Below are 16,794 nucleotides of genomic sequence, written 5' to 3'. Positions count from 1 at the left end.
AATACACCGACAGACACCACTTTGGTTGAGCCGCTCATTGAAGACAACATCAATACGCGCCATCAACGCCGCATGCAGCGTAAAAAAGCAATGATGGATCAAAAGATCGAGGCTGCCCAGCGCAAGACGGGTGTTCTGGTCATCAACGCCGGTAATGGCAAGGGCAAAAGTTCCAGTGGTTTCGGGATGGTGATGCGCGCAATGGGACATGGCATGCAAGTCGGTGTGGTGCAGTTCATTAAAGGCGCGATGTCCACTGGCGAAGAGATTTTTTTACGCCGTTTTCCTGATGAGGTCAGCTTTCATGCCATGGGGGAGGGCTATACCTGGGAAACCCAGAATCGTGAACGTGATATTGAAAAAGCGCAGCTAGCCTGGCAAAAAGCCAAAGAGTTTTTAAGCGATCCCAAGATCGGCATGGTCTTGCTTGATGAGCTGAATATTGCGCTCAAATATCACTATCTTGATGTGCAGCAGGTGATTGCAGACCTTGATGCACGGCCAGAGATGCAGCATGTGATCATCACCGGGCGAGGTGCTTTGCCCGAGTTGATCGAGGTCGCTGACACTGTAACGGAGATGCAGGTCGTCAAACATGCCTTTAAAGACGGCATCGTCGCACAAGCCGGGATCGAATGGTAATGCGTCCATCAGCCGCCCGCGTCGTACTGATTTCTGCGATCGCCTCAGGTCAGGGCAAAACCACCGTAACAGCAGCATTGGCACGCAAACTGACTACGCTCGGGCAGCGTGTTCGTGTATTCAAAACAGGTCCCGATTTTATTGATCCCATGATGCTGGAACGTGCCAGCGGTGCGCCGGTATTGTCGTTGGATTTATGGATGGTTGGTCTGGAGGCGTCACGCGCCCTGCTGGCGCAAGCGGCGGCTGACGTCGATGTGATGTTGATTGAAGGCGTGATGGGTTTGTATGATGGTAATCCCTCATCTGCCGATCTGGCACGGGCTTTTGGTGTGCCGGTACTAGCCGTGGTCGATGCGTCCGCGATGGCGCAAACCGTCGGTGCTGTCGTCACCGGCTTACGTGATTTCGGCCCGGTATCGATGGCAGGCGTTATCGCGAACCGGATTGCTTCAGCAGGTCATGCGCGTATGGTCGCCGATGCTATGCAAAAAGTCCCTGTCAATCCCATTCCCTTACTGGCGAGTTTGCCGCGTCAGGAACAAGGTTTACCTGAGCGTCATCTGGGCTTGGTATTGCCGGACGAGGTTGCGCAGTTAGAGCATATTCTGGCTACACAGGCCGGACAGTTAGCGCTGGACATGGATGCATGGAACGCCTTGCCACTGACGCAATTTGAATCCCTTGAATCCGCAGAATCCGCAGAATCCGCAGAAAATATCAGAGAAAAAAAACCTGAGTTATTGAAAGGAAAGACAATTGCGATTGCCCGTGATGCGGCGTTCGCTTTTATTTATCCTGCGAATATTCTGTGCCTGAAAGCACTTGGTGCGCAGATCCAATTTTTTTCTCCGCTGGCAGATGAACCTGTACCGGACCAGGCTGACGCCGTATATTTACCGGGCGGATATCCTGAGCTGCATGCGGAGATTCTTAGTCAGGCGCAGCAATGGCAAGCATCGATACGCGCTGCGCATACGCTAGGTTTGCCTATTCTCGCTGAATGCGGTGGCATGATGGCGCTGACCGACAGTCTGATTGATCAGCAAGACGCTAGCTGGCCGATGGCCGGTATTTTGTCTGGTCGTGTGATCATGCAAAAACGTCTGGCGGCTCTGGGCGGACAAGCATGGTTGGGCAATGCCGGTGAGCTGCGCGGACATACTTTTCATTACTCCCGTTTTGAGACTAGTTTAAGGCCGTATCACCATACGCACAAACATACTCAAAAACAATCATCACATAATGCAAGCGACGAGCAGGGTGAGGCAATTTATCGCGACGGCAATTTACATGCTTCGTATTTTCATGCGTACTTTCCATCGAATCCTGTCGCGGTCGCCCGCTTGTTTTCAGGAGAGACGCTATGACGCGCACTCTGGTGTTTGGCGGTGCCCGTTCCGGTAAAAGTGCTTATGCCGAAGGTCTCGCTATCGCGTCCGGCAAGCCGGTGATTTATCTTGCGACAGCGCAGGCCGGAGATGCTGAGATGCAGAGCCGTATTGCGCATCATCAGGCCCGGCGTCCCGCAGAATGGCTCTCCGTTGAGCAACCATTGGCGCTGGCGGATGCTATCGCACAATACAGTAGACCGGACAATGTGATTCTGCTTGATTGCCTGACTTTGTGGCTATCGAATTTACTGTTTTCCGAACACATAGAGATGCCGGATATTGGTGCGATTACACCGCCAGCGATATTTACAGAGCAGCGTAATTTATTGTTGCAGGCACTGGCATCTTGTCACGGCGATCTCGTGATGGTGTCCAACGAAGTGGGGATGGGCATCATTCCGCAGGGGGCGATTTCGCGCTGGTTTGTCGATGAAGCCGGACGCCTGAATCAGGCTGTCGCGGCGCAGTGCGAACAAGTCGTCTGGGTCGCGGCAGGATTGCCTTTGTATCTGAAGTCACCTGCCTCATTCTCTTGATCGGAAGCGCATGACGTTCTCATTGCCGGTACCTCTATGTTCCTACTGACTCCCGCTCTGGTCCTGCTCTGCGTTGTGCTCGGCCTGGTGTGGGATCGCGGCTTTGGCGAAGTGCGTCACTGGCATCCTTTAGTTGGTGTCGGCTGGCTGGCAAATCGTATCGAAAGTAGTCTGAATCATGATCAGCATAACGATCAGCATCGTGACCAAAATACCGAGCCTGATTCTACCTGTCGTATGAGTTATCTGAAGGGCGCGCTTGCCTGGTGTGTCGTGGTTTTACCCATCGTCGTGCTGACACAGATGGTGCTGATCTGGTGTACGCATGTGAATCTCTGGCTGGCGGTTTTTGCGCATGCGGGTTTGCTATATTTTTGTCTGGGTTTGCAAAGTCTGCGTGAGCATGCTGAACCTATTTTTCGGGCATTGGAGCGGGGCGATCTGGCGGAGGCGCGACGTCGCACTTCGTATATTGTCAGTCGTGATACTGCTCAGGCGACTGAGCAGGATTTGTCGAAAGCCGCAGTGGAATCCGTTCTGGAAAATGGCTGCGATGCGGTATTCGCCGCACTGTTCTGGTTTGTGTTGCTGGGCGGTGCTGGCGCTGTGCTCTATCGCTTGTCAAATACACTGGATGCGATGTGGGGCTATCGCTCACTGCGGTTTTTGTACTTTGGCCGCCTTGCGGCACGGGTTGATGATGGTTTGAATTGGGTGCCGGCGCGAATGACGGCGATCTCTTATGCCGTCCTGGGCAATACGCGCCTGGCCTTGCAATGCTGGCGTCAACAGGCCCCGGCGTGGCCTAGTCCCAATGCAGGCCCGGTGATGGCTGCCGGTGCCGGTGCGCTGGAACTTTCTTTAGGCGGTGTCGCCATGTATGACGGCGTTGCGGAGCAGCGTCCGGTGTTGGGTGCAGGGCCGTTACCAGTTGCCATGGACATACAAAGAGCGTGGCGTCTGGTGCGGAATACCAGCTTGTTATGGCTGGGTTGTCTGGCGGTGATGCTGATTCCTTTTATGTAGGATTTGTAAAAAAATGGAAAGTGGTTTGTGGTTATTCATAGGGAGTTTCTAACAATCTCTAAATTGAAAAATCACATCGACGGCGTTACACAAAAAAATAAGACCTTTCACCACAGAGACACAGAGACACAGAGGAAAGGCAGGAGCAAGCGGTTCCATGGAATATCGATATCAAAGAATCCCCAGGCAGAATGCGCCTGTTGGCTTGAAATACCTTGGAAAGTCGCACCGAGCCTGCGGATTGATCATGGAAAATTTCTAAAAAACCTTTAATCGAAATTTCATGGAGCCGCTTGCTCTCAGCTCTTGCCTTTCTCCGTGTCACCGTGTCTCTGTGGTGAGCGGCCTTGGTTTTTGCGTAAGGCTTGTAACCTAATGAGCTAAAAATCGAATAAGTGCTGGCGGGCAGTTAGTGTGTAATCGGTATGCAATCAGTGTGTGATGAAGGTAACAAAAAACGGAGTTCTGTATGCTTGAGCATGGTGGTAATTTGCGTGATGCGCTGGTGCGCTATGGTCGTCCCGCCGCAGACTGGCTGGATTTGTCTACAGGGATTAATCCCCATTTTTATACGGTCTCGCCAGATTTTTTGCAGCCGAATGCCTGGCATCGTCTGCCAGAAAAATCATTTGTCCTCAGTCAGGCGGCACAGGATTTTTATGGTGCACCAACGATGCTGGCTGTAGCAGGTACGCAAGCGGCAATACAGACTTTGCCCTGTTTGCGTCCCACCTCAAAAGTCGTGGTGTCCGCCCCGTCATATGCCGAGCATGCCTATCAGTGGCGGCAGCATCAGCACCAGGTCCGTGAAGTCGCGTATGACGCATTGGCAAGCGCTATACCAGACGCCGATGTGGTGGTTGTCTGCAACCCGAATAATCCTACCGGCGCGTTCATTGAGCCGGATGTGTTGCTGAATTGGGCTGCACAACTCGCGCGTAGAGATGGCTGGCTGATTGTTGATGAAGCCTTTGCCGATACCATGACTGAACTGAGTGTTGCGGCATATACCAATCGTCCTGGCCTGATCGTCTTACGGTCGGTCGGGAAGTTTTTTGGACTGGCAGGTCTGCGTCTGGGATTTGTCGCTGCTCAGGCTGAGTTGCTGGAGCGTCTGGAAATTCATCTGGGTCCGTGGACCATCAGCGGTCCGGCGCAGCAAATTGCGACTAAGGCGCTCAGGGACACTGACTGGCAGCAGACGATGTGTGTCGAACTGGCTGGGCAGGGTGAACGACTGCGACAACTTTTGCTGGTGCATGGACTGCGTAGCTCAGGTACGGATTTATTTCAGTGGTGCAGCGAGCAGGGTTTGCACTGTGATGCCGAACTGTTCTGGCAGCACATGGCGGAGCAAGGTATCTGGCTGCGGCTATTTCGTCAGGCCGCGCGTGGTGTGCGCTTTGGCTTGCCACCGGATGAGCCGGGCTGGCAAAAACTGACGCAGGCATTGACGCTATGGCGTGTTCGTCAGTCCATCCTGGCGGCGGCTTAGGTTCGAGCCGGTTTCTGTATTTGATGTGTTTTAGTTCCCCCTTTCATTTGATAGATCTGCGATGACTTTATTACGTATTTCACATTGGACGATGCTGGCAGTCACAGCAATGCTGTCACTCACCGCTACCACCCCAGTTCAGGCTGCCATCAGTGTGACGGATGATCTGGGTAATATCATTACACTGGCTCGTCCGGCGCAACGCATTATCAGTTTGTCGCCGCATGTGACTGAGCTGGTGTTCGCCGCCGGTGCAGGTGAGCAGTTGATCGGTACCGTCAAATATAGCGATTACCCCGCTGCGGCCAAGGCCATTCCTCGTGTCGGAGATAACCGGCAATTAGATATAGAGCGCATCATCGCCATGAAGCCGGATTTGCTGGTGGTCTGGATGCATGGCGCATTCGAACGTCAACTGGAGCCGTTGCGCAAATCCGGTATTCCGTATTATTTTAGCGAGCCACAGAAGCTCGAAGAAATTCCCACGACATTGCTCAAGCTTGGTCAGTTATTTGGTACTGAAAAACAGGCGCACATTGCTGCGGATGAATTTCGCCAGCAACTCCAGCAACTGACTGCGCGTTATCAGAACAAGCCCGTAGTCAGAACCTTTTATCAAGTCTGGGGTAAGCCGATTTACACCTTGAATGATAAGAGTATTGTCAGCGATGCGATCCGTATTTGCGGCGGCGAAAATATTTTTGGACGATTATCTCCGGCAGCGCCAGTGGTCGGGCTGGAGTCGGTGATTCAGGAAAATCCCGAAGTGATTTTGACTGGCGATAGCAAGACGCAGACGACCAGCGGTATTGAACAATGGAAGGGCATCAGTAATCTGCTAGCGGTAAAAAATAATAATCTGATTGTGATCGACGGTGATCAGTTAAATCGTGCCGGGCCGCGGATTATCGAAGGTGCGAAGGCAGTGTGCGAGGCGCTGGATCAAGCCAGAAACAGACGCGGAGGCAAGCCATGAGTCTCTATCAGCGTATTGCCTGCCTTTCTACCGAGGCGGTAGAAACTTTATATGCGCTGGGTGCCGAAGACTGTATCGCTGGTATTTCTGGTTACACCACACGACCAGCCCGGGCGCGCGAAGAGAAAATTAAGATTAGTGGATTTTCCTCTGCAAAAATAGACCGCATTCTCGCAGTGGAGCCTGATCTGGTTATCGGCTATTCGAATATGCAGGCGGAGATGTGTCGCGAATTAATTTCAGCCGGTATTGAGGTACATGTTTTTAATCAGCATACGCTTGCAGGTATCTTGCGCATGATTGCTGTACTTGCCAATCTGGTCGATAAACAGGAGCAGGGCGCTCAACTGATTGCGACATTGCAGGCGCAGATTGATCTGGTTCAGCAGCAAGCAGCGCAATGGACACGCAGGCCCAAAGTTTATTTTGAAGAATGGAACGAGCCGCTGATGTCCGGTATCGGCTGGGTTTCGGAGTTGATTGATCTGGCAGGTGGCGACGATATATTTAGCGACCTTGCTCAGCATCACAGCGCAAGACAAAGAATTATCGCCGATCCGGCCGAAGTCATCCGTCGTGCGCCGGACATCATCATCGGATCGTGGTGCGGGAAAAAATTCAGACCAGAAACGGTATTGGAGCGCGATGGCTGGCGACAAATACCTGCCTGCCAGCATGCAATGGTTGCCGAGATTAAATCGGCAGATATTTTATCGCCAGGACCATCCGCCATTCTGCATGGTTTGCCGCAGCTACATCAATTGATTGGCATATGGCAAAGCAAATACACCGATGATTTGTCGTGATCAGAGATGTCCTGATCCGTAGAATGGGACATCACCAGCATTTGCCATAGCTGAGTGCAAAACGCGGAATAGCATTTTTTGTAGTTGATATCCATATCTGTTTTTTATGGAGAAATTAATATACTCCACCTGTTTTTTAAAAAAATCTCCTTGTTCCGCACATAAATGTTGTGGTTTGTAATAATACTGCTACCAGTATCTTATTTTAGTAAGGTAATCTCATGAAAATCACGACCTTAATGGTGCAGGGCACGACCTCTGATGCGGGTAAAAGCACCGTGGTTGCCGCACTATGTCGTCTGCTCAAAAGACAAGGCGTGGCAGTCGTGCCGATGAAGCCGCAAAACATGGCGCTGAATAGTGCTGTGACGATAGACGGTGGCGAGATCGGGCGCGCTCAGGCCTTGCAGGCGGTCGCCGCGGGTTTGCCTGCACACACCGATATGAATCCGGTTTTGTTGAAACCCTCGTCGGATACCGGCGCGCAGATCATCATCCATGGCAAAGTGCGTGCCGATATGAATGCGCGTGATTACGATCAATATAAAACCGTTGCCATGCAAGCCGTCCTGGAGTCGTATGCTCGCCTGCAGCAGCAATACGAGAGCATCATTGTTGAAGGAGCAGGCAGCCCGGCAGAAGTGAATCTGCGTGAGCGAGATATTGCGAATATGGGATTCGCCGAGGCAGTCGATTGCCCTGTGATTCTGGTAGCGGATATTGATCGCGGCGGGGTATTTGCCCATTTTCTCGGTACGCTGGCCTGTTTGTCAGAGTCAGAGCAAAACCGTATCGTTGGTTTTGTCATCAATCGCTTTCGAGGGGATATTAGCCTTCTGGAACCCGGTCTCCGTTGGCTTGAAGAAAAAACCGGCAAGCCTGTACTCGCCGTTTTACCTTATCTGCACGGCCTGATGCTGGATGCTGAAGATGCAATCCAATCGAGTCAATCCGGCAAGGGTAAATTTCGCATTATTGTTCCGGCGATTCCCCGTATTTCTAATCATACCGATTTTGATGCCTTACGTGCCCACCCTGAGGTCGATATGCAATTCATCGGGCCTGGCAGGGCGATTCCCCCGGCTGATCTGATTATTCTGCCGGGCAGCAAAAATACCCGTGCTGATCTGGCGTTTTTAATGCAACAAGGCTGGCAGCCCGTGCTGGAAAAACATCTGCGCTACGGCGGCAAGATTGTCGGTATTTGTGGCGGCTATCAGATGCTGGGGCATGTCGTCAGCGATCCTCACGGAGTCGAAGGTACGCCGGGCGATTCAGCCGGGCTTGGTTTATTGGATATCACTACCGAGCTGACACAAGATAAACGTCTGCAGCAGGTAACGGGCCGCTGCCTGTTCGGCAATGATGGCGCGGTAGCCAAGGTCAGTGGCTACGAAATTCATATGGGGATCACTTACGCAAGTAATGAGACGCAAGCCGTTTTTGAACTTGATAACGATAGCAAAGAACTGGAAGGAAGTCGCTCACCAGATGATCTGATTCTAGGCACTTATCTGCACGGCTTGTTCGACCATCCGGAGGCCTGTGCCGCCTTACTGGCCTGGGCGGGGTTGCGCAGTGAGGTCAACGTCGATTTGGCGGCACTGCGTGAAAATAGTATTGATCGTGTTGCAGATGCTTGTCAGCCTCTGCTGGCTGCGTTGCAGGCACTCTAAGAAGAGAGATTTAGATCAAGAGCGGTTCATTCATCAAATTGGCGGGACAAAAAATCCAACGAAAAAAAGCTGAAACAGTATGAAACAGTTTGAGAAAGGGTGAAATAAGCCGAATCAGACTTAATGAGATAATGGGAACTTGTAGCGTAGCTATCTTGTCCAAGCAGCGACCTGACTAGTAACCCATTATTTACTCACCTTAGCGATCTCATGCCATCAAATTTGTTCTCGTCTCGCCGTGCCATTTTGCCCTTAGCCGTATTTTTGGCCTATAGCCCGATCAGCTACGCGCAACAGGCTGTTCCCGCCGACACTGATAAAACTCCACTTGTACCAGCTAAGCCTGTCCCAGCTAAATCTCAAGCATCCCCGACAGCTCCGGCAGTTCCAGCAGTGGCCGGTGAAAAGCTACAAAAAGTAGAAATCAGCGGCGCTAAAGGCTATGACGAACGTCGTCAGGATACCGCAACCAAGATTGTGGTTACGCAGGAAGACATCGTGCGTTATGGCGATTCCACCGTCGCAGATGTACTCAAGCGCCTGCCAGGCGTGACGATTGGCGGCGTGCAAGGACGCGGTGGCGATATCCGTATGCGTGGCCTGGGTTCTGGTTATACGCAGATTTTGTTAAACGGTGAGCCTAGCCCACCGGGATTTTCTCTGGATTCTATTTCGCCAGATCTGATTGAGCGCATCGAAGTCATTCGTGCCGCAACAGCGGAATTTAGTACGCAGGCCATCGCTGGCGCGATCAACATCGTATTAAAGCGCACCGTACAGACCGCACAGCGAGAACTTAAAATCGGTGCGCAGGAGGATGGTGGTAAATTCGGCGAAAACCTCAATTATCAAATATCCGATAAAGCCGGCAAAATTTCTTATTCAATTTCTGGCTCGATCAATCACGGCCAATATGAGCGCCCGTCCTGGATGGATGAAGTCGGTACCGATGCCACTGGCAAAGTGAATTTGCTGCGACGCACGGACTCGCTGAACTGGGGAACGTTTAACGGTATTGGATTTTCTCCTCGCATCAATGTCAATCTGGAAAATGGCGATACCTTGACGACTCAGAGTTTTGTCAATGCAAACCGGTTTTCTGGCCATAGCAATGACCATGCAAGCGCGCCGCTGGTGAGTTATCTGCCGACCTATGCGAGTGACCTGACGCAGATTAACTCTGAGTTTGGCATGATTCGTACTAATCTGAACTGGATTCATAAATTAGCCGATAGCGCCAAGCTTGATATCAAACTCGGTGCCAACTACAACCGCCGTAGCTCGGATGTAAATACGCAAGGGTATGATGCCAGCAATAATCAAACACTGGACCGTAAAAATAGCTCAGGTGCCAGCGACAAAGGCTTAACCTGGGGTGGCAAATATACCGCGCCGTTTATCGAAGACCACGCACTGGTGATTGGCTGGGATGGCGCTTACAGCAAGCGTAATGAGAGCCGCAAGCAGACTGATGTCGTTACTGCGAATCTGTGTACAACACCACCGGATCTGACCAGTACTACCTGCATTAAACCGATCAACCTGAATGAAGATTTTGATGCGACTGTGAGTCGTCTGGCATTGTTTGTTCAGGACGAATGGAATGTCACGAAACGCTGGTCAGTCTATGCCGGTATGCGCTGGGAAGGGCTGGATACGCGTAGTGAGGGCAATACTTATGACAAAGTGCATAATCGTTCCAGTGTCTGGAGTCCGATTCTGCAAACCTTGTGGAAACTGCCAGACAGTAAAAACGATCAGGTCCGTCTCGGCCTGACCCGTACCTACAAAGCGCCGGATACCAGCAGTCTCATTCCTCGACGGTTTGTCTCCAACAACAATAGTCCGACCAGTCCGGATAGCATCGGTAACCCCAACCTGAAACCTGAACTGGCATGGGGACTGGATGCCGCATTTGAGCACTATCTCAACGATGGCGGCATGATGAGTATCAGCGTTTTTATGCGTCGCATTGACGATATTACGCGTACGGATTTATCGCTGATCAATGGACGCTGGACTAATATGCCAATCAATGCCGGACAGGCAACGACACGCGGTATCGAGATGGAAGCGAAGTTCCCCCTGCGTTCAGTCATGAAGGATGCGCCAGCGATTGATTTCCGTGCGAATGCCTCATTCAACTGGTCGAATCTGGAAACCGTCCCCGGACCGAATAACCGTCTGGATTCGCAAACACCTATCAGCGCTAATCTCGGTCTTGATTACAAACTCGATAAAATTCCGCTGACTTTCGGCGGCAATTTGAGTTTCCAAGATGGTGGCCCAGTGACCTTGTCAGCAAACAAGACTGCTTATTCGGTACCGAAGCGTCAGTTAGATTTGTATGGTTTATGGAAATTCAGCCCGAAGACAAATTTGCGCGTTTCTCTGGCGAACACGCTGCATCAGGATAATATCTCTGCATCGACCTATACGGATGCAACAGGCTCCCTGAAACAGACTACCACGACACCAACGACGGTTGCGGTACGTGCAATGCTGGAGATGAAAATTTAAGTGAGTTTTTAGTGGCAGTGTTATGAGTGTCAAGGCTATTAGTCTCAACGCGAAAAAAAGCGGACTGGATATTGATATTCAGCCCGCTTTTTTACTAAGTTATTTTCGCCAGGATTATTTTTTTCTTGTTTTAGAAAAAATTAGCTTTGATCCAAGGTTTTAGTCCCAAATAAAAACGAACCTGACTGGATTTTACCTTTTGCAATCTGATAGATCGCAACTAGACGTATGGTACCCGTACCTTCAGGAAAGGTACGGGTAACTTCTTCATGATCGATCACCATATTCTCCATCACACTGCGCTGAATCAGGCGGGCATGTAGATTGGGTTCCTGGAAGCGCAGCCTGCTGCGCTCACGAATTGCGGCCTTGCCGCTGGCAACTAATTTGCCAGGATGTTCGAACTGCTGCGCGTCGTCGGCATAGGTCGCCAGCCATGCTTCGAGATCACGTGCGTTATACGCATCAAGCTGTTGCTGAACAACTGCTTCTGGCGATAAAGTATGGGTCATCTGAATTCAATCCTCTAAAAAACTGTCATAGCAAAGTCTGAGATGCACCATCTCCCACTGCAATACCGGTGAGCTGAAACGGATCAACGCCCTCAATGCATGCCACATTAAATCCAAATTGCGTCGGATTGCTACGTCGCTGATGATGTGTATAGATACCGCATATTTTACAAAAATAATGCTTTGCCGTATTCGTATTCCATTGATACAGCGTCAGCATGTCTGCACCTTTGACAACGCGTAAACCCTCAATGGGAACGCTGGCGATAATGGATCCTTTACGGCGGCATAATGAACAATTACAACGTCGCAGATTTTCTAGCCCGTTTGTCAGGCTAACTTCAAATTCCACGGCACCGCAATGGCAATGTCCTTTTTTAGTTTCCATATGTTTTTTTGTAAGTTGATGAAGGGGATCAATTGATCATCTCCCATTCTTTCTGACGGGTCAAATTATTGCAGGTGTACCAGATAAATTTTCTTATGACGGATTCATAGTTTATTTAAAAATTAAATCTAATCAGATTAGCGGATGTACTGACACCGTCATTGCCTTTGCCACATACGTCAGAGAAAATTGCAAAAGATGAGCCAGGCGGTGTTGTGAATACGGGAATATAGTAAAACTTACAGTTGAGCGTACCAAGTTGTTTTATTACGCGCCTTAAATCTGGTGATACCGATGTATATTTTGTACCAGGTATGATGTCGATTACAGCGGCGTCAGAAACTCCCCGTAATAAAGAGAATAGAACTACTGGCTGTGCGCAGTGACCATGGGGACGATGTTATTGCGATGCCGTTGTGACAGCGCGATGTTGATCAGTGATAATGCTGATCTTGCTATGAAAGTTTTTTTACCTCTATGTTTGTATGAACGATCCTATCCCTTTGCTCGGTTTCAGCACGACCCTCCTGGAGCTGATTTCTTTTATCCTCGCAGTACTGACCGTCGCATTAAATATCCGGCAAATCCACTGGGCATGGCTCTTTTCCATTGTCTCTTCTGCCTTGTACGGCATTGTATTTTTTGATGCCAGGTTGTATGGCGATATGAGCTTGCAACTGGTATTTGTGCTGGTGTCGGTCTGGGGATGGGCGCAATGGTTGCGGAAAGGCGATGCTGGCAGTAGCGCGCTGCAGGTTTCGCGATTGACCATATTGCAGCGAACCGTATCCGTCATCGGCTGGCTGGCAGGATTTGTCGTGTTGTCGGTATTTTTAAAAAATTATACGGACACGGATGTAGCGTATGCCGATGGTTTTTTGACGGCGGGTAGTTTGCTGGGACAGCTTTTACTGTCTCGTAAAAAATGGGAAAACTGGCATGTCTGGATTATTGTGGATGTTTTATACGTCGGCCTGTATGTCTATAAAGGACTGATGCTGACGGCTATTTTGTATGCCATTTTTGTGTTGATGGCGATCATAGGTCTGCGCGCCTGGAGTAAAAGCAATGTCTGAATCAACTGTAGCCGTGCACCGTATGGCGATTCTCGGAGCAGAGTCTTCAGGTAAATCTTTGCTCGCCGAGGCGCTGGCAAGACGTTACCAAAGTGTTTGGGTGCCCGAATACCTGCGTGAGTTTGTCGATACCCATCAGCGCGTGCCGACAGAAGCAGAGCAAATCCTGATTGCGCGTACGCAGCTTAAGCGGGAGCTTGCATTATTCCCTGATGCAAAAGACTGGTTATTTTGCGATACATCTCCGCTCATGACGGCGCTGTATAGCCGTCATTATTTTGGCAGGGTAGATGCAGAATTGGATGCCCTCGAAAAGCAGCACCAGTATGATTTTATCGTGGTCACGGCGCCTGATTTTCCATGGACGCCAGATGGTTTGCAACGCGAGTCACCTGCCGTGCGTCAGCAGATACACGAGCAATTGCTGGATTTGCTAGATGAGCGGGAAATTCCCTTTTTAATGGTTACCGGTAGCTTGCCGGATAGAGTAGAGCAGGTAGATTTTGCCTTGTCTTTTTTACTGAGTTAGTCGGCTGAGATGTATGGTTTCATACAACAGCGATCAACTCAGCAAGTTTGGTCAGGTCTTTAGTGGAGAAGGGCAGTAATCTTCTGATCATCAGGGAGTAAATATTGATGAACGTGATGAACAAGGCTGCTGAGACAAAATACTTATCGCGATTTCGTCAGGTGTTTGATTATATTGATCAGCATCTGGATGAAGATCTGTCCGTCGAAACATTGAGTGCTGTTGCTGTATTTTCTCACTATCATTTTCACAGACAATTCTCAGAAATATTTGGCATCAGCGTACATAAATATGTGCAGCTGGTTCGCCTGAAACGCGCTACGCATACGCTGGCTTTCCGGGATCACGGACGTATCATTGATCTGGCTCTGGCGTGTGGATATGAGGGGCCAGAGGCTTTTTCTCGCGCGTTCAGAAAGATGCTGGGGCAATCACCTTCTGCATTTAAAGACGATCCGCTGTGGACTTCCTGGTATTCAAGCTATCAAGCAGTTCACACTATAAGGATCAAGCATATGCAACTCGAACATACTGTAGAGAGTGTCCAGATTCTCGACGTGGCTCCAATCAAGATCGCGGTATTAGAGCATCATGGTGCGCCAGATCGTATCAGCGATTCGATACGGCAGTTTATAGACTGGCGCAGGCAACATCGCTTACCGCCTGGCGTGAGTGCGACATTTAATATTTTTTATTCAGATCCACACCAGACTCGTCCTGCCGATTACCGTCTCGATCTGTGTGCTGCAGTGACCTGTGATATTGCAGAAGATAATGAGTTTGGTATTGTGAACAGGACAATCCCGGGCGGTCGCTGCGCTGTATTACGACATGTGGGTTCTGATGACAATCTGGAGCAGACGATCCGGTTCATTTATGCAGAATGGCTGCCTCAGAGCGGAGAGGCGTTAAGAGATTTTCCCCTGTATGTTCAGCGCGTCAAATTTTTTCCTGATGTCCCCGAACATGAGGTGATCATTGATGTTTTTCTCCCCATTCAATAGAGGGCCTTGAATGGAGAGGTCATGGATAGGTGATCGGTGACCTTGATCAGAAATCAAATTGCGCGGAGACTTTAGCTACTCTGGGGGCACCGGGAAACAGATAGCCGCCCAATGATTGTGTGACATCGCGCCAGTAGAACTTATCAGTCACGTTATCAATGTTAAAGCGCAATGTTGTGATAACACCGGCTACCCTGGTGTTATAGCGTGCACCCAGATTAAATACGCTATATCCGTGCACCATCACGCTGTTATCTGGCTGAAACGCTTTATTTCCTGCGTAATTCCAACTGCCGTTGACACTCAGTCCGGGTAAATCGGCAATCATATAATCGAGATATACAACAGATTTTAGTGCGGGGACATTGGTGACGCGTTGACCGTCAAGGCCGCTGATGCCCGTGCCGGATTGACGCGCATCGAGCGCTGTGAAGCTGACACCGGATGATAATGCGGGTGTCAGACGGGCCTGGAGTGTTAATTCCAATCCTTTATGTATGGCGATGCCATTGCTGACATAGACATTGCCGGTGTTCGTATATTCAAGTGGTTTCTTGATACGGAAGGCCGCCGCGCTGATGCTGAAATCACGGGTCAGATCGGCTTTGATACCGACTTCGACTTGTTTTGATTTAGCCGGATTCAGCATCTGGTTTTCATTGGCGGTGCCAAATGGAGCGATGCCGCCGTGTTCCAGACCTTCGCTGAAAGATCCGTAGATACTGATTGTAGATTGCGGTTTAAATACCAATGCCAGACTCGGTAACTCGTAGCTACGATCGTAGCCAGGATTGTCTGCCTGGTGACGCTCGATGGCGATGTGACGCAGGCCTGCATGGAGCTTCCACGCATCGTTGATATCGATAATGTCTTGTGCAAACAAAGACCATTCTTTATCCGTTCTGCGCAATGATACCGGTCCTGTTACATTGCTGGACGGCGGTACGACGACGGGATGAAACACATTGCTGGCGCCAGCATAGTCATAGACGTAATCGCCAAAGCGGTCGCGTCTCTGGAAGCTTGAAAAACCCAGGGCAAGATGGTGTAGTACCGCGCCGGTCGCCAATTTACCGTTCAGTATCGCTTGTGTGGCAACCGGTGATTTGGATTCATTCACGCTCTGGTAGTCGTACACATCATAGTCACCGTTTGCGCAATAGCCGGGATAGAGGTTGGCAGCCGAGCAGCCATATGGAAATGCGGTGTAATCATCACGTTTGAAATCATGGCGGTTCGCAGAGAAACTCGCACGCCAGTCGTCATTGAACTGATACTCAAAACGCAAGCCGATATTGCTGCTCCGTGTCAATACCGGTCTTGCCCACGGCTGGTCGTTGAGCATCGTATCGGGATTAATCCCGCGTGGCAGGTCGGTGCCGTTAAACAGCTGATAGCCAGGAACTGTGAGCTGCGATTTGCGTTGATAGTCGAGATCGAGTTGAAGCAGCGCTTTTGGTGTGATGTGCCAGTCAAATGCACCTGAGATAAATTGACGATCGCCATTCGCACCTTTGACATAAGAGCGGATTTTTTCTGCAGCAGCATTGATACGGTAACCAAATTGTCCGTCGTCCGACTGAGCACCCAGATCCGCTGTGCCGTATAAGGTACCGCGTTCACTAGCCTCTACGGTAACTGAGCGCAATGGCGTGACAGTAGGGCGCTTTACGACGTAATTGATAATGCCGCCTGGTGTGGCGAAGCCTGCCTGGAAACCCGCTAAGCCTTTAAGAATCTCGATGCGCTCTTTATTTTCTAGCGGAATCGAGGCATCCCCCGGGATTGCAAGCCCGTCTTTACGATAGCTACTGGTGTTATCAAGAGCAAAGCCGCGAATCGAAAATTGCTCTGCATAACCAATAGCGTTATACGCATCATTGACACTCGCATCAAACTTCATCGCATCTGTACTGCTGCGGATGCGTAAGTCTTGGATTTGCTGCTGAGAGAATACGGTAACGGAGACTGGAATGTCCTGCAATGGAGCATCGACAAATCCTGCAACCGTATTGGTAAGCGGTTTTTCTTTCAACTGTTTATTCGCGCTGATAACGACCTCAGGCAATACTTTGTCGCTGCTTTGCGCATAGGCTGAAGGCATGGCAATACAGGTCTGCGCGATTGCTGATGCAAGTAGCGTCAGGCGCAGGGAAGGTGATGTTAGTTTTTGCATAGTTTGCTCTTTTTTGCGAAGTCAGCGCAGGAGCAAAC

15 protein-coding genes are annotated in these 16,794 nt (G+C 50.2%); 12 read left to right on the top strand and 3 right to left on the bottom strand.

The genetic code is table 11. The features are described 5' to 3' along the window. The first annotated feature begins 72 nt into the window (after positions 1-72). The 9 genes from cobO to ACO0K4_RS07955 all read left to right on the top strand — a co-directional run bounded on the left by cobO (position 73) and on the right by ACO0K4_RS07955 (position 11,071). Positions 73-642, top strand: a complete 570-nt coding sequence (gene cobO / locus ACO0K4_RS07995; protein ID WP_422956281.1) for a cob(I)yrinic acid a,c-diamide adenosyltransferase — start codon at positions 73-75, stop codon at positions 640-642. Then, a complete protein-coding gene (locus ACO0K4_RS07990; protein ID WP_422956093.1) occupies positions 636-2,012 on the top strand; it encodes a cobyrinate a,c-diamide synthase in 1,377 nt (458 codons plus the stop codon). Before cobO ends, ACO0K4_RS07990 begins: the two co-directional genes overlap by 7 nt. Beyond that, positions 2,009-2,572 (top strand): bifunctional adenosylcobinamide kinase/adenosylcobinamide-phosphate guanylyltransferase, encoded by a 564-nt coding sequence (cobU, locus tag ACO0K4_RS07985; RefSeq protein WP_422956092.1) that lies wholly within the window; start codon positions 2,009-2,011, stop codon positions 2,570-2,572. The genes ACO0K4_RS07990 and cobU overlap by 4 nt, the downstream gene beginning before the upstream one ends. Positions 2,573-2,608: 36 nt before the next feature. Then, entirely contained in the window at positions 2,609-3,598 is a 990-nt protein-coding gene (gene cbiB, locus ACO0K4_RS07980) for an adenosylcobinamide-phosphate synthase CbiB (protein WP_422956091.1), read from the top strand. Positions 3,599-4,067: 469 nt separating this feature from the next. Next, positions 4,068-5,093 (top strand): threonine-phosphate decarboxylase CobD, encoded by a 1,026-nt coding sequence (gene cobD / locus ACO0K4_RS07975; RefSeq protein ID WP_422956090.1) that lies wholly within the window; start codon positions 4,068-4,070, stop codon positions 5,091-5,093. Positions 5,094-5,154: 61 nt separating this feature from the next. Next, entirely contained in the window at positions 5,155-6,069 is a 915-nt protein-coding gene (locus ACO0K4_RS07970) for a cobalamin-binding protein (RefSeq protein WP_422956089.1), read from the top strand. Then, on the top strand, positions 6,066-6,875 hold the full coding sequence (locus ACO0K4_RS07965) for an ABC transporter substrate-binding protein (RefSeq protein ID WP_422956088.1): 810 nt from the start codon (positions 6,066-6,068) through the stop codon (positions 6,873-6,875). The genes ACO0K4_RS07970 and ACO0K4_RS07965 overlap by 4 nt, the downstream gene beginning before the upstream one ends. A gap of 239 nt (positions 6,876-7,114) precedes the next feature. Next, positions 7,115-8,551, top strand: coding sequence for a cobyric acid synthase (locus ACO0K4_RS07960; RefSeq protein WP_422956280.1), 1,437 nt, complete (start codon positions 7,115-7,117; stop codon positions 8,549-8,551). A gap of 210 nt (positions 8,552-8,761) precedes the next feature. Then, positions 8,762-11,071 carry a TonB-dependent receptor plug domain-containing protein gene (locus ACO0K4_RS07955; protein ID WP_422956087.1) on the top strand — a complete coding sequence of 770 codons (2,310 nt, stop codon included), beginning with the start codon at positions 8,762-8,764 and terminating at the stop codon, positions 11,069-11,071. A 140-nt stretch (positions 11,072-11,211) separates the two neighbouring features. Here ACO0K4_RS07955 and ACO0K4_RS07950 read toward each other — a convergent pair whose 3' ends face one another. Together ACO0K4_RS07950 and ACO0K4_RS07945 are read right to left on the bottom strand one after the other, a co-directional pair. Further along, positions 11,212-11,583, bottom strand: coding sequence for a nuclear transport factor 2 family protein (locus ACO0K4_RS07950; RefSeq protein ID WP_422956086.1), 372 nt, complete (start codon positions 11,581-11,583; stop codon positions 11,212-11,214). Between the two features lie 25 nt (positions 11,584-11,608). Beyond that, positions 11,609-11,971, bottom strand: a complete 363-nt coding sequence (locus ACO0K4_RS07945; protein ID WP_422956085.1) for a GFA family protein — start codon at positions 11,969-11,971, stop codon at positions 11,609-11,611. Between the two features lie 485 nt (positions 11,972-12,456). Here ACO0K4_RS07945 and pnuC point away from each other — a divergent pair, with 485 nt between their 5' ends. The 3 genes from pnuC (at position 12,457) to ACO0K4_RS07930 (ending at position 14,580) form a co-directional block, all read left to right on the top strand. Beyond that, complete coding sequence (gene pnuC / locus ACO0K4_RS07940) at positions 12,457-13,047, top strand: nicotinamide riboside transporter PnuC (RefSeq protein ID WP_422956084.1); 591 nt, start codon at positions 12,457-12,459, stop codon at positions 13,045-13,047. Beyond that, positions 13,040-13,576 carry an AAA family ATPase gene (locus tag ACO0K4_RS07935; protein WP_422956083.1) on the top strand — a complete coding sequence of 179 codons (537 nt, stop codon included), beginning with the start codon at positions 13,040-13,042 and terminating at the stop codon, positions 13,574-13,576. The genes pnuC and ACO0K4_RS07935 overlap by 8 nt, the downstream gene beginning before the upstream one ends. Positions 13,577-13,683: 107 nt before the next feature. Beyond that, a complete protein-coding gene (locus ACO0K4_RS07930; RefSeq protein ID WP_422956082.1) occupies positions 13,684-14,580 on the top strand; it encodes an AraC family transcriptional regulator in 897 nt (298 codons plus the stop codon). A 46-nt stretch (positions 14,581-14,626) separates the two neighbouring features. Here ACO0K4_RS07930 and ACO0K4_RS07925 read toward each other — a convergent pair whose 3' ends face one another. Continuing rightward, positions 14,627-16,756 (bottom strand): TonB-dependent siderophore receptor, encoded by a 2,130-nt coding sequence (locus ACO0K4_RS07925; protein WP_422956081.1) that lies wholly within the window; start codon positions 16,754-16,756, stop codon positions 14,627-14,629. Positions 16,757-16,794 lie beyond the last annotated feature (38 nt).

It is taken from the genome of Undibacterium sp. RuTC16W, assembly GCF_049339445.1.
Taxonomy (GTDB): domain Bacteria; phylum Pseudomonadota; class Gammaproteobacteria; order Burkholderiales; family Burkholderiaceae_D; genus Undibacterium.
The sequence above is the reverse complement of the archived record's forward strand: the minus strand, read 5'-3'. Positions and strand labels throughout refer to the sequence as shown.

What these genes read in the sequence shown, in the direction of transcription:
- cobO (WP_422956281.1), top strand. Translation starts at nt 73, where the DNA reads ATGCAGCGTAAAAAAGCAATGATGGATCAAAAGATCGAGGCTGCCCAG.
- ACO0K4_RS07990 (WP_422956093.1), top strand. Translation starts at nt 636, where the DNA reads ATGGTAATGCGTCCATCAGCCGCCCGCGTCGTACTGATTTCTGCGATC.
- cobU (WP_422956092.1), top strand. Translation starts at nt 2,009, where the DNA reads ATGACGCGCACTCTGGTGTTTGGCGGTGCCCGTTCCGGTAAAAGTGCT.
- cbiB (WP_422956091.1), top strand. Translation starts at nt 2,609, where the DNA reads ATGTTCCTACTGACTCCCGCTCTGGTCCTGCTCTGCGTTGTGCTCGGC.
- cobD (WP_422956090.1), top strand. Translation starts at nt 4,068, where the DNA reads ATGCTTGAGCATGGTGGTAATTTGCGTGATGCGCTGGTGCGCTATGGT.
- ACO0K4_RS07970 (WP_422956089.1), top strand. Translation starts at nt 5,155, where the DNA reads ATGACTTTATTACGTATTTCACATTGGACGATGCTGGCAGTCACAGCA.
- ACO0K4_RS07965 (WP_422956088.1), top strand. Translation starts at nt 6,066, where the DNA reads ATGAGTCTCTATCAGCGTATTGCCTGCCTTTCTACCGAGGCGGTAGAA.
- ACO0K4_RS07960 (WP_422956280.1), top strand. Translation starts at nt 7,115, where the DNA reads ATGGTGCAGGGCACGACCTCTGATGCGGGTAAAAGCACCGTGGTTGCC.
- ACO0K4_RS07955 (WP_422956087.1), top strand. Translation starts at nt 8,762, where the DNA reads ATGCCATCAAATTTGTTCTCGTCTCGCCGTGCCATTTTGCCCTTAGCC.
- ACO0K4_RS07950 (WP_422956086.1), bottom strand. Translation starts at nt 11,583, where the DNA reads ATGACCCATACTTTATCGCCAGAAGCAGTTGTTCAGCAACAGCTTGAT.
- ACO0K4_RS07945 (WP_422956085.1), bottom strand. Translation starts at nt 11,971, where the DNA reads ATGGAAACTAAAAAAGGACATTGCCATTGCGGTGCCGTGGAATTTGAA.
- pnuC (WP_422956084.1), top strand. Translation starts at nt 12,457, where the DNA reads ATGAACGATCCTATCCCTTTGCTCGGTTTCAGCACGACCCTCCTGGAG.
- ACO0K4_RS07935 (WP_422956083.1), top strand. Translation starts at nt 13,040, where the DNA reads ATGTCTGAATCAACTGTAGCCGTGCACCGTATGGCGATTCTCGGAGCA.
- ACO0K4_RS07930 (WP_422956082.1), top strand. Translation starts at nt 13,684, where the DNA reads ATGAACGTGATGAACAAGGCTGCTGAGACAAAATACTTATCGCGATTT.
- ACO0K4_RS07925 (WP_422956081.1), bottom strand. Translation starts at nt 16,756, where the DNA reads ATGCAAAAACTAACATCACCTTCCCTGCGCCTGACGCTACTTGCATCA.